This window comes from Marseilla massiliensis, assembly GCF_016899855.1.
Taxonomy (GTDB): domain Bacteria; phylum Bacteroidota; class Bacteroidia; order Bacteroidales; family Bacteroidaceae; genus Prevotella.
In genome coordinates, this window is record NZ_JACJJG010000080.1 from 1 (window position 1) to 11,467 (window position 11,467).

Annotated in this window: 12 protein-coding genes; 7 read left to right on the plus strand and 5 right to left on the minus strand. The window is 53.8% G+C overall.

Annotation, left to right across the window (positions count from 1 at the left end):
• Nucleotides 1-86: 86 nt before the first annotated feature.
• From rnc to pdxB, 4 genes are all read right to left on the minus strand, one after another.
• Entirely contained in the window at nt 87-1,127 is a 1,041-nt protein-coding gene (rnc, locus tag H6A34_RS11165; protein ID WP_021949456.1) for a ribonuclease III, read from the minus strand.
• The gene (fabF, locus tag H6A34_RS11170; protein WP_205105584.1) at nt 1,120-2,382 is read right to left on the minus strand and encodes a beta-ketoacyl-ACP synthase II; all 1,263 of its coding nucleotides are present in this window, start codon (nt 2,380-2,382) and stop codon (nt 1,120-1,122) included. Before fabF ends, rnc begins: the two co-directional genes overlap by 8 nt.
• A 19-nt stretch (nt 2,383-2,401) precedes the next feature.
• Nucleotides 2,402-2,638: an acyl carrier protein gene (locus tag H6A34_RS11175; RefSeq protein ID WP_021949458.1), complete on the minus strand. Its 237-nt coding sequence runs from the start codon at nt 2,636-2,638 to the stop codon at nt 2,402-2,404.
• A 421-nt stretch (nt 2,639-3,059) separates the two neighbouring features.
• Nucleotides 3,060-4,082: a 4-phosphoerythronate dehydrogenase PdxB gene (gene pdxB, locus H6A34_RS11180; RefSeq protein WP_205105585.1), complete on the minus strand. Its 1,023-nt coding sequence runs from the start codon at nt 4,080-4,082 to the stop codon at nt 3,060-3,062.
• A 221-nt stretch (nt 4,083-4,303) separates the two neighbouring features.
• Here pdxB and H6A34_RS11185 point away from each other — a divergent pair, with 221 nt between their 5' ends.
• From H6A34_RS11185 to rd, 3 genes are all read left to right on the plus strand, one after another.
• Nucleotides 4,304-4,915 (plus strand): DUF4254 domain-containing protein, encoded by a 612-nt coding sequence (locus tag H6A34_RS11185; protein WP_021949460.1) that lies wholly within the window; start codon nt 4,304-4,306, stop codon nt 4,913-4,915.
• Nucleotides 4,912-5,976 (plus strand): glycosyltransferase family 9 protein, encoded by a 1,065-nt coding sequence (locus H6A34_RS11190; RefSeq protein WP_021949461.1) that lies wholly within the window; start codon nt 4,912-4,914, stop codon nt 5,974-5,976. Before H6A34_RS11185 ends, H6A34_RS11190 begins: the two co-directional genes overlap by 4 nt.
• Nucleotides 5,977-6,132: 156 nt before the next feature.
• Nucleotides 6,133-6,294, plus strand: coding sequence for a rubredoxin (gene rd / locus H6A34_RS11195; RefSeq protein ID WP_021949462.1), 162 nt, complete (start codon nt 6,133-6,135; stop codon nt 6,292-6,294).
• A 261-nt stretch (nt 6,295-6,555) separates the two neighbouring features.
• On the opposite strand, the gene H6A34_RS11200 is transcribed toward rd, so the two are convergent.
• The gene (locus H6A34_RS11200) at nt 6,556-6,735 is read right to left on the minus strand and encodes a hypothetical protein (RefSeq protein ID WP_021949463.1); all 180 of its coding nucleotides are present in this window, start codon (nt 6,733-6,735) and stop codon (nt 6,556-6,558) included.
• A 237-nt stretch (nt 6,736-6,972) separates the two neighbouring features.
• On the opposite strand from H6A34_RS11200, the gene H6A34_RS11205 reads away from it, so the two are divergent.
• The 4 genes from H6A34_RS11205 to purE all read left to right on the plus strand — a co-directional run bounded on the left by H6A34_RS11205 (nt 6,973) and on the right by purE (nt 11,416).
• The gene (locus tag H6A34_RS11205; protein WP_205105586.1) at nt 6,973-8,271 is read left to right on the plus strand and encodes a histidine-type phosphatase; all 1,299 of its coding nucleotides are present in this window, start codon (nt 6,973-6,975) and stop codon (nt 8,269-8,271) included.
• Between the two features lie 309 nt (nt 8,272-8,580).
• Nucleotides 8,581-10,089 carry an RNA polymerase factor sigma-54 gene (rpoN, locus tag H6A34_RS11210; RefSeq protein ID WP_205105587.1) on the plus strand — a complete coding sequence of 503 codons (1,509 nt, stop codon included), beginning with the start codon at nt 8,581-8,583 and terminating at the stop codon, nt 10,087-10,089.
• Entirely contained in the window at nt 10,086-10,703 is a 618-nt protein-coding gene (locus tag H6A34_RS11215; RefSeq protein WP_021949466.1) for a hypothetical protein, read from the plus strand. The genes rpoN and H6A34_RS11215 overlap by 4 nt, the downstream gene beginning before the upstream one ends.
• A 206-nt stretch (nt 10,704-10,909) precedes the next feature.
• Nucleotides 10,910-11,416: a 5-(carboxyamino)imidazole ribonucleotide mutase gene (purE, locus tag H6A34_RS11220; protein ID WP_021949467.1), complete on the plus strand. Its 507-nt coding sequence runs from the start codon at nt 10,910-10,912 to the stop codon at nt 11,414-11,416.
• The last annotated feature ends 51 nt before the right edge of the window (nt 11,417-11,467 follow it).

An 11,467-nucleotide genomic window follows, 5' to 3' on the forward strand; every position in this document is an offset into this window, starting at 1 on the left:
GGCAAGTATAGCATTTGACTTTAACTACTCAGCGAGCGGTAAGCGAGCGATAACTTCTCTAACTACTTTTAACTACTAAAAGAAATTCATTTCTCTCCGAACGCGGCTGCTTCGGCTGCCGCTACGATGTCTTCTTTTGACATTTTGTCGGCAAACGCCTTGATGTCGGAGAGGTCGAACTCGTCAGTTTCATTCTCCTTCAGTCCGTTTCCGGCTTTCGGTTCTTCATTTCCCGCATTATCGGCGGCGGTAGTTTGTGTTGTCTCCTGCGCCGTTTCAGCGTCAGAGGTGATGATGAAGTCTTCCTTGGCTTCAACGTCGGGCACTGTTTCTACCGGCTCCTCTTCCATCTTCGTGCGCTCGGTCTTGGCGGCGAACACGGCGTCGATGAACTGCGGTTTGCGCCTCAGGCTTTGTAGTGTCAGCTTACTTGCCATCTGCTGGCTCTCCTTTTTTGAGTAGCCTTGGCCCATTCCGCCCTCTATTCCCTCTATGATGGCTTGGCAGACGAACACCGGGCTGTTGTTCTTGTCGCGCTTTTGCTCGATTAGGTTGAAGTCAAGCTTCACCCTGTTCTTCTGGCACCATTCTATGAGTTTGCTCTTGAAGTTCACCTCCTTGTACGCAACCTTGTCCAGGTTGATGAGCTGCGACAGTATGCGTTTCTGCATAAAGCGCATGCACGCTCCGTATCCGCGGTCGAGGTAGATGGCTCCTACGAGGGCCTCGAACGCATTTCCTTCCATGTAGCTGTTGTGGGAGGAAGTGTGTCCGTTCGACACGATGAGCTGGCTTACGCCTATTTCGTGAGCCAGGCGGTTAAGAGTCTCTCGCTGTACAATCTTGCTTCGTGTGGTGGTAAGGAATCCTTCGCGCTTGCCTTCAAAGTGGCGGAACACTATGTCGCCTACGATGGCATCGAGAATGGCGTCGCCCAGGAATTCGAGGCGCTCGTTGTTGACGGGACGCCCCTTGGCGTTGCGTCGGGTGACGCTACGGTGCATGAGGGCCTGTTTGTAGTAGTTGATGTTGTGCGGGTAGAATCCGATTATGCCGTATAAAGAATAATAAAGCTCCTTTTCCTTGCGGAAAGGGAGCTTTATCTTATCAATAAAGTTGTTAATCATCATATTTCTTGAAGATAACGCACGCATTGTGTCCGCCGAATCCGAATGTATTGCTCATTGCGGCGCGCACTGTGCGCTTTTGTGCCTTATTGAAAGTGAAGTTCAGATTATAGTCAATCTCCTCGTCCTTGTCGTCCTCGTCGTGGTTGATTGTGGGCGGGATGATGTCGTTCTGAACCGACAGAACGCTCACCATGGCCTCTACGGCTCCGGCTGCGCCGAGCAGGTGGCCGGTCATTGACTTCGTAGAGCTGATGTTGAGCTTGTAAGCCGCGTCGCCGAACACTTCCTTTATGGCCTTAGCCTCGGAGATGTCGCCTACGGGTGTCGATGTTCCGTGCACGTTGATGTAGTCGATGTCTTCAGGCTTCATGCCTGCGTCCTCCAGGGCAGCCTTCATCACGAGCTTCGCTCCGAGGCCTTCGGGATGCGATGCGGTGATGTGGTATGCGTCGGCACTCTCGCCTTCGCCAACCATCTCGGCGTAGATTTTGGCTCCGCGAGCCTTCGCGTGTTCCAATTCTTCGAGGATAAGACATCCTGCTCCTTCCGCTATGACGAAGCCGTCGCGGCTTGCGCTGAACGGACGTGAGGCCTTAGCCGGGTCGTCGTTGCGTGTAGAGAGGGCATGCATGGCGTTGAAGCCACCCACGCCACAAGCGCAAACGGCTGCTTCGGCGCCGCCGCTGACTATGGCGTTGGCCTTACCCAAGCGGATAAGGTTGAACGCATCGGCCAGTGCGTTTGTCGATGACGCGCAGGCGGAGGTTGTCGCATAGTTAGGGCCGCGGAATCCGTAATGGATTGAGATCTGGCCGGCAGCTATGTCGCTGATCATCTTCGGGATGAAGAACGGGTTGAACTTGGGGCCGTTCTCCTTGTTCAGCGCGTAGTAGGACACTTCGTCCTCGAAGGTCTTTATACCGCCGATACCTACGCCGAAGATTACTCCGATGCGGTTCTTGTCCTCTTTTTCCAAGTCCATGCCGCTGTCCTTTACCGCCTGTGCGGCGCTGACGAGAGCCAGCTGGGTGTAGCGGTCCATCTTGCGTGCCTCCTTGCGGTCAATCCATTCGTTGACGTTGAGGTTCTTGACTTCGCACGCGAACTGGGTCTTGAACTTGGAGCAGTCGAACTGTGTAATGGGTGCTGCGCCGCTTACGCCCTCAAGCAGGTTCTTCCATGTCTCCTCGACAGTGTTGCCCACCGGCGTTACAGCGCCCAGACCCGTTACTACTACTCTCTTCAATTCCATTTAGATATTGTCGGAATGATTATTTTACGTTCTCCTCGATGTAGCTGATTGCGTCACCTACGGTAGCTATTGTCTCAGCCTTGTCGTCCGGAATAGAGATGTTGAACTCTTTTTCGAACTCCATGATGAGCTCTACTGTGTCAAGAGAGTCAGCGCCAAGGTCGTTTGTAAAGCTTGCTTCGGGCTTTACTTCAGCCTCGTCAACACCAAGTTTCTCTACGATAATAGCCTTTACTTTAGATTCAATTTCTGACATGATTGTAATGTTTTAAAAAAGTTTGTAATAATAGTCAAATCTCAAAAATCGGTGCAAAGGAACGAATTTTTATCCGTATGTGCAAATTTTTTAAACAAAAATGTGTTTTATTTTGCACACATATACGCTATGTGTGCATGTTTTTTGTCAATATGATAATTGTTGGCGGTATATTTTTGCGTGTTTTGTCATGCTTTAGGGTGTGGTTGTGGCCTTGCGTGATGGGCGTCGTGCGTGGCGGGGTGGGGCAGCCGTTGTGCGGCGCTTTGCGCCTCATGACGTAATGACTTGATATTCAAGGGTTTGTAAAATGCCGTCTTTTGGCTTGTAAAAGACGGCATTTCAGGCTGTAATATACGGTCTTTTGCATTCCAAAAGACCGTATATTACATTTCGTTCTGTGCCCGGGCGTATTTCGGGTCTATACCATTTCACGCCTGAGCGGATAGTTGCCGCGCAGCTCTTCAAAGTCTTCCGGCGAGGCTTTCAGCCTTGCGCTGTCGTCAAGCGGGTTGTAGAGTTGCAGTCGCAGGTCGTCGTCATTGCCGGCAGGGACGAACGTCCGTGGCAGTGGTGGCGGCCCAATGAGCGGCGGGCGGCGCAGGCCGAAGTGGCGGCATAGCCCGTCAATCACCATGTTGTCGGCGTTTACCTTGCCGTCGGCGCTGTATCCTGCTATGTGAGGGGTGGCAATCCATGCCCTCCCGAGCAGTTTGGGGTCGATGTCAGGCTCGTGTTCCCACGTGTCGATAACGGCATCTTCCACCTTATTATATATTAGGGCGTTGAGCAGTGCCCCGTTGTCAACCACGGCGCCGCGGCTCGTGTTGATTATTACTGGGCGTCGTGCGAGGCGGTTGAAGAACGCTTCGTCTGCCAGGTGGAACGTCGGATGCGCCCCGTTCTTTGTAAGCGGCACGTGGAATGTTATGATGTCGCACTCGCGCTCGATGTCGTCCATCGTAACGAACGCCCCTTCGTCGCCCCTCTCTTGTCGTGGCGGGTCGCATACGAGCACACGCATGCCGTAGCCGCGGGCCATGTCGAGCACTTTCGTCCCTACGTGTCCGCAGCCCACTATGCCAAGCGTCATGCCTTCAAGGCGTACTCTGCGGTCGCGTTTCAGCAGCAGAAGCACCGACCGTACGTACTGTGCCACCGAGGCGGCGTTGCACCCCGGACAGCTCATCCACTCTATCCCGGCGCGCCTGAGGTAGTCTGCGTCGATATGGTCGAAGCCTATCGTGGCCGTCGCAATGAACTTTACGCTGCTTCCGCGGAGCAGAGCCTCGTCGCAGCGGGTGCGCGTGCGCACTATAAGGGCGTCGGCATCACGCACGTCGTCGGGCCCTATCGCGCTGCCTTTCTTGTACACCGCGTTGTCGGTAATCATTCCTATTGACTCGCGGATGTATGGAATCTTGTCGTCGATAACTATTTTCATTGTTTTTAATTATTGTTTCAAGGAGTTAGGGAGTAAAAGGAGTTAACTCCTTGAACATAACTCCTCAACTCATTGAAATGAATTCTTTAACTTCTATAACTTCCGAATATTTCTGCAAAAGTAATAAAAATATCCCGTTTCGGTTGGCGGTAAGAATTATAATTATTATCTTTGTAGACTTGAAACCGACTTTGTTTAATCTTAGATAAAAACATAATGTAATGACGTTTACAGACAAATGCAACCAGATATTCAACAAGGCCATAGCCGATTATCATCTTGCCGATAACGTTGACGCCCCTATGGACAACCCCTATGGCGACGGCACGATGGACGGCTGCCTGTACCGCAAGTGTTGGATTGACACCGTACAGTGGCACCTTGAGGACATCATACGCGACCCGCAGATTGATCCCGTGGCCGCACTTGCCCTTAAACGCCGCATCGACCGTAGCAACCAGGACCGCACGGACCTTGTAGAAGACATCGACTCGCGCCTGCGTGACGAGTACAAGGACGTGGTGGTACAGCCCGGAGCGACAATAAACACCGAAAGCCCGGCGTGGGCCATTGACCGCCTTTCAATCCTCGCGCTCAAGATTTATCACATGCGCGAGCAGGCAGAACGTACCGATGCCGACGCCGACCACCGTGCCAAGTGTGCAGCCAAGCTGGATGTTCTCATGCAGCAGCAGCAAGACCTTGGCACCGCCATCTGCCAGTTGCTCGACGATATTGCTGCCGGACGGAAGTACATGAAGGTGTACCGGCAGATGAAAATGTATAACGACCCGGCGACTAACCCCGTTCTTTACGCGCGTAAGGATAAATGAGGACAGAACACATACTGATAATAAGGTTCTCGGCGCTGGGCGACGTGGCAATGACCGTGCCCGTAATCGACTCGCTCGCGCGGCAGTATCCCGACGTAAGGATAACCATGCTTAGCCGCCCTTTTGCCCGTCCGTTCTTCGAGTACATGCCGCAGAACGTTGGATTCATGGAGGCCGACCTCAAGAACGAGTATTACGGGGTGAAAGGATTGAACGCCCTCTACCGCCGTCTTACGGCAAAGAACTTCACCGCAATAGCCGACTTCCACAGCGTGTTGCGGTCGGACTACCTGCGGATGCGCTTCAACATCGACCGCTATAAGGTGTCCCACATCGACAAGCATCGCTCCGAACGCAAGCTGCTCGTCAGCCAGTCGGGCAAGCGCCTGTCGCCTCTGCCCACGTCGTTCGACAATTATGTCGACGTGTTGGCACGCTTGGGATATCCCGTCAAGATAGATTTCCGCTCGATATTCCCGCCCGAGGGCGGCGACATGAGCCGCTTGCCGGCCTCGTTCAACATAGCCAAGGCCTCGGGAGAAGAGTGGATCGGCATTGCGCCCTTTGCTGCCCATGAGGGCAAGATATACCCTCTCGGGCTAATGGAGAAAGCCGTACGGCAGATAATAAACCGCCATCCGGGTTGCCGCCTGTTCCTTTTCGGCGGCGGCGAGAAGGAGACTGCCGCCCTGAATGAGTGGAGCGCGAAGTTCGACCGGTGCGTTAACGCTTCGGCACTTTTGGGCGGCATAGGCAGCGAACTTATCCTCATGAGCCATCTCGACGTGATGATTTCGATGGACAGCGCCAACATGCACATGGCGTCAATCGTAGGAACGCCGGTAGTTAGCGTGTGGGGCGCTACCCATCCTTACGCCGGATTCATGGGATGGGGACAGGGAATGGACAATGTTGTGCAGGCGGATATGCCCTGCCGGCCGTGCAGTATCTTCGGCAACAAGCCCTGCCTGCGTGGCGACTTTATGTGCATGAAGAGCATTCCGCCGGAGGAAATCGTGGCCAGGGTTGACCTTGTGCTGTGCGGAAAGCGTGCCGGCTGATGGCGGATGCATGCCTTTTGTGGGGTGATGGGTTACGGCTCAGGTGACGGAAGGACGTAGTGAGTGCCGTTTGAGGCATATAATATAAGAACGTACGGGCATGTCCCGTAGAATGTTTGGACAAGAATAATATTAACAATTAAAAGGATCAAGATTATGAAAAAGTATGTTTGTGAGACTTGTGGTTATGTATATGACCCTGAAGTAGGCGATCCGGATAACGGCGTAGCTCCCGGAACAGCCTTTGAAGACCTGCCCGAAGATTGGGTTTGCCCTCTTTGTGGCGTAGGAAAGGAAGACTTCTCTGTTGAAGAATAAACAGTAATAGCTGACAAAAAGGCGGATTCTGCCGCGTAGAGTGGTGGTGTCCGTCGTCTTCGATAGGTTTAGTTTTACTCGCGGCCCCGTAATGAATGTTCATTGCGGGGCCGTATCGTGCCGTCAGGTCGCATGCCGGAAGCCGGCCTGAACGGACTGCAGGGGAACCACGCTTGCCGCTTGATGTTGTTGCGGCAGCCTGGTTCCCCTGCGTTTTTGGTTTTCGTTTGCCGATACGCATCACGCGTACGGCCGTTAAAGCTACTTGTCAAAGAAATAAGCAAAGATGCATGCGGCAATGATAAATATTGCCAATGCGTAAAGCACAACCTTCATAATCTTGGCGAACCTTTTGCGGTTTTTAGCGGCCATGAAGCTCTTGTGCTTGAAAACCTCAGACTCATCAGTCTGGTCATACCTGTTTTTACTGTTTCTGTTCATCTTGTTCAATCTATTTCTTCTGGTTTATTGATAGCATAAGGCGTAATCCTATCAATGTAAACGTAGAGTTACAACCATATATATTCAAGCGTTTAAATAAATCTGTTTATTATCGTTAATGTTACTCAGTTCCCGTTCTTATAATACTGCAAATATACATAAATTTGCATCGGGGATGGCGAAAATAAGCATATTTCACTATCTTTGTATCAATTTTAACATTTCAATTGCAATATTATGAACAAACTGTTTACACTTATGTTGGCCTTGGCGGTTACGCTTACTGTTGCCGGCCAACAAGTAAAGCAAGAGATTTCGGAAAATAAATGCTTGTCGGGCAGCAACCACCTTGCCTATCCCGGACCGTCGCAAGAGCGCCTCACGCCCGCGCCGAAGGGCTACCGTCCGTTCTATATCAGCCACTACGGGCGCCACGGCTCGCGGTACCTGATAGGCCAGGATGAGTACGACGTGCCGGTAAAAGTGCTTGCCCGGGCCGACAGTATGGGCAAGCTGACGCCTCTGGGAGCCGACGTCTTGCGCCGCGCGCGCCTGCTGAAGGAGGAAGCCAAGGGGCGTCTTGGTGAGCTGACGCCGCTCGGCGCCGAGCAGCACAGGCAGATAGCGCGCAGGATGTACGGGCGTTTTCCCGAGGTGTTCAAGGGCGATGTCACCGTAGACGCAAAGAGTACGGTGGTTATCCGGTGCATACTCTCGATGGAGAACGAGCTCCAGGAGCTGCTCCGCCTTAACCCGAAGCTCGTCATCAAGCACGATGCGAGCGAGCACGACATGTACTACATGAACCTTAGCGACCGGGCGCTGTCGGCAAAGAAGACGCCGCGCAGGGCCGTGGTGGCGTGGAACGAGTATTGCGCAGGCCGCGTAAGGTGCATGCCCTTGATGCAAAGGCTGTTCAACGACGAGGCTTACGTGAAGTACGAGGTTGACACACTCGACCTCGCCCGCCGCCTGTTCAAGCTGGCGTCGAACGTCCAGAGCTCGCCGCTCGGCGAAGAGATGACGCTGTATGACATATTCACCGACGACGAACTGTACGGCTTCTGGCAGGCCGACAACGCCTCGTGGTACATCGGCTACGGCGCCTGTACGCTGAACGGGGCTACCCAACCATTCTCGCAACGCAACCTTCTGCGCAACATCATACACGAGGCCGACAGCTGCATCGCCCTCGAACATCCCGGCGCCACGCTGCGCTTCGGCCACGAAACGATGGTGTTGCCGCTTACGTGCCTGCTCGACATCAACGGCTACGGCCTCTCCACGGGCGACCTCGGGCAGCTTGAAGAGCGCGGATGGGTGAACTACCGCATATTCCCTATGGGCGCGAACATCCAGCTTGTGTTCTTCCGTAAGGACGCGAAAGACGGCGACGTGCTCGTAAAAGTGCTGCTCAACGAGAACGAGGCAACGCTGCCGCTGCCATCGGACCTCGCTCCGTATTACCACTGGAGCGACTTCAAGGACTTCTATCTTAAGAAGCTTGACGCTTATTCATCATCTGTTTCCAATTAAGGTAAACACTGGTTCTGGAATAAAAGGCGGCATTTTGCTTTCCAAAAGGCCGTCAACCGCACGCCAAAAGGCCGTCTTTCATGTCGCGAAAGACGGCCTTTTATAATGCCATTGATTATCAGGCGGTTATAGACCTGCCATAAACGAACGTGCGTTTTGTTGCCGACGGGCGTCGCGCCTGCCGCCACGGCGTGTGCCGCAGCCTTGTTTCCGGCTGGCTGGCGGTATGCCGCGGTTATGGGCGTAAAGGCGAAAAATATATGCGTTTTCCTTCTCCACTTCCGGGAAAAATAGTAATTTTGCAGCGTTATGGCACAGAAACTCATACAAACCCAGACGCAGAAGCAGGTGCAGACGCAGCGGCTCACCCAGCAGCAAATGCTTGTCGTGCGCATGCTCGAAATGCCGCTGACCGAGCTGGAGCAGAGTGTTGCCACGGAAATAGACGACAATCCCGCCCTTGAAAGCGGCGGACAGGACACAGACCACGAGCCTGACGACGTGAGAACCGAGACTCCTGAAGGCGACGCCGACGAGGATTTTGACACCGCCTCGGAGCGTGAGGACCGCGAGGCGGCGCTCGACGACGCCCTTGCCGGCATTGGTATGGACGACGAAATGCCCGAGCCCGTGTCGCCACAGGCTGCCGACAACCAGAGCGCCGACTACGAGGAGATGACATACGGCGACCAAGTGTCGTTCTACGACCGCCTGAAGGAGCAGATGGTCGACGTCGAACTGACGCCTCGCCAACATGAGATAATGGAGTACCTCATAGGCTCGCTCGACGGCGACGGCCTGCTGCGCAAAGACATCGGCACGCTGGCCGACGAACTGGCCATATACCATAACATTGACACTGACGAGACAGAAATAGAGGCTGTGCTGCATACGTTGCAGACATTCGACCCCGCCGGCATTGGCGCCCGCGACCTGCGGGAGTGCCTGCTGCTGCAAATCAGGCGCCGCCCGCGGTCGGACATGCGGCAGAGGATGGACGACGTCATAACGAAATGCTATGACGAGTTCATGAACAAGCGGTGGGACAAGATAAAAACGCAGCTCGGCCTCGACGACGGAACGGCCAAGGCTGTGCATGCCGAACTGCTCAAGCTCAACCCGAAGCCCGGTTCGGCGCTCGGCGAGACCGAGGGGCGCAACGTCCAGCAGATAACGCCCGACTTCATAGTGGACACGTCTGACGACGGCAACGTAACCTTCACCATCAACAACGGCAACATACCCGAACTGTACGTGTCGCCGTCTTTTGCTGACATGATTGACCGTTACCGCAAGGACAAGGGCAAGATGAACCGCCACGAGAAGGAAGCCCTGCTCTACGCCAAGGAGAAAGTGGAGCGCGCCAGGGGATTCATCGACGCCGTGAAGCAGCGCCAGCATACCTTGTACGTCACCATGAAAGCCATCGTCGACATACAGAAGAAGTACTTTCTCGACGGCGACGAGAGCGACCTCAAGCCCATGATACTCAAGGACGTGGCCGAAAAGGCGGGGCTTGACATATCGACCGTGTCGCGCGTCAGCAACATGAAGTACGCCCAGACGCGCTGGGGCACGTTCAAGTTGCGCCACTTCTTCAGCGACAGCGTAAAGACCGAAGGCGGCGAGGAGATGTCAACCCGCAAGGTGAAGGCCGCCCTCAAGGATATAATAGACAACGAGGACAAGGGCAACCCGCTGAGCGACGACGCCATAAAGAACATGATGGCCTCAAAGGGATACCCCGTAGCGCGGCGCACCATAGCCAAGTACCGCGAGCAGATGGGCATACCCGTGGCCAGACTTAGGAAGAAATGAGAGAGAAACAGATAATTCTTGCGGCAAAGGTTCTGAGCGTAGTGTTCACCCCGTTCTACCTTCCACTGTTGGGACTTGTCAGCCTGCTTACGCTGACTTACCTCAGCTTGTTGCCATTGACGTACAAGCTGTTCCTGCTGTTCACGTTCTGGATGTTCACCGTATTTGTCCCCACAATGCTCATCCGCCTTTACCGCCGCTACCAGGGATGGTCGCTCTTCGAGCTGGCCAGCCGCGAGCGCCGCGTAATACCTTACGTGATATCCATCGTTTCCTATCTGTTGTGCTATTATATCATGGTGGCCGCCCACGTTCCCCACTTCCTCGGCACCATCCTGATAGCGTCACTCGTAATACAGGTGGTGTGCGCTCTTGTCAACCTTTTCGTCAAGATATCCACCCACACGGCAGCCATCGGCGGCGTAACGGGGGCCTTGCTGGCCTTCTCGCTTATCTTCGGGTTCAATCCTGTGTGGTGGTTGTGCGTGGTACTGCTCATTGCCGGCCTGCTCGGCACTTGCCGCATGATTCTTCGACAGCACTCGTTGCACCAGGTGGTGATTGGCTATCTCGTCGGAGTAGTGTGCGCCTTTGTGGCAGTATTGGTATTTTAGAATAGGGCGGATGGGACTGATAGGCCCGATAAGGCCAATAACATAAGAGTATATAAGTTGGCAAATAGGCCGATAAGGCCAATGAGTTAAGGCTCATTATTCGGCTAATTAGGCAGATAAGCCCAATAAGTTAAGGTTCGTCAATCGGCTAATTAGGCTCATAAGGCCTATTTGGCTTATCCAATAAACTAATAACACAAGATATTATGAAACCTTTAGTAAGTATCATCATGGGCAGCACGAGCGACCTGCCCGTCATGGAGAAGGCGTGCAACTTCCTCAATGACATGCACATTCCGTTTGAAGTCAACGCCCTGTCGGCTCACCGTACGCCCGACGCCGTTGAACAGTTTGCCAAGGAAGCCAAGTCGCGTGGCATTAAAGTCATCATCGCCGGTGCCGGCATGGCAGCCGCCCTGCCGGGCGTTATCGCCGCATCTACCACACTACCGGTAATCGGAGTGCCAATCAAAGGCATGCTCGACGGCCTCGACGCCATGCTCAGCATAATACAGATGCCTCCCGGAATACCCGTTGCGACAGTCGGAGTGAACGGCGCAATGAACGCCGCCATCCTCGCAACTGAAATGCTCGCCCTTGCCGACGACGACATAGCTGCCCGCCTTGCCGACTATAAAGCAGGACTGGGAGCCAAAATCGAGAAGGCCAACAAGGAGCTGGCAGAGGTGAAGTATGAGTATAAGACTAATTAAATCGTTTACTTTATGGAGTTAAGGAGTTAGGAAGTTAAGGAGTTAAGACAA

Coding starts and splice junctions, on each gene's coding strand:
- rnc (WP_021949456.1), bottom strand. CDS start 1,127: ATGATTAACAACTTTATTGATAAGATAAAGCTCCCTTTCCGCAAGGAA.
- fabF (WP_205105584.1), bottom strand. CDS start 2,382: ATGGAATTGAAGAGAGTAGTAGTAACGGGTCTGGGCGCTGTAACGCCG.
- H6A34_RS11175 (WP_021949458.1), bottom strand. CDS start 2,638: ATGTCAGAAATTGAATCTAAAGTAAAGGCTATTATCGTAGAGAAACTT.
- pdxB (WP_205105585.1), bottom strand. CDS start 4,082: ATGAAAATAGTTATCGACGACAAGATTCCATACATCCGCGAGTCAATA.
- H6A34_RS11185 (WP_021949460.1), top strand. CDS start 4,304: ATGACGTTTACAGACAAATGCAACCAGATATTCAACAAGGCCATAGCC.
- H6A34_RS11190 (WP_021949461.1), top strand. CDS start 4,912: ATGAGGACAGAACACATACTGATAATAAGGTTCTCGGCGCTGGGCGAC.
- rd (WP_021949462.1), top strand. CDS start 6,133: ATGAAAAAGTATGTTTGTGAGACTTGTGGTTATGTATATGACCCTGAA.
- H6A34_RS11200 (WP_021949463.1), bottom strand. CDS start 6,735: ATGAACAGAAACAGTAAAAACAGGTATGACCAGACTGATGAGTCTGAG.
- H6A34_RS11205 (WP_205105586.1), top strand. CDS start 6,973: ATGAACAAACTGTTTACACTTATGTTGGCCTTGGCGGTTACGCTTACT.
- rpoN (WP_205105587.1), top strand. CDS start 8,581: ATGGCACAGAAACTCATACAAACCCAGACGCAGAAGCAGGTGCAGACG.
- H6A34_RS11215 (WP_021949466.1), top strand. CDS start 10,086: ATGAGAGAGAAACAGATAATTCTTGCGGCAAAGGTTCTGAGCGTAGTG.
- purE (WP_021949467.1), top strand. CDS start 10,910: ATGAAACCTTTAGTAAGTATCATCATGGGCAGCACGAGCGACCTGCCC.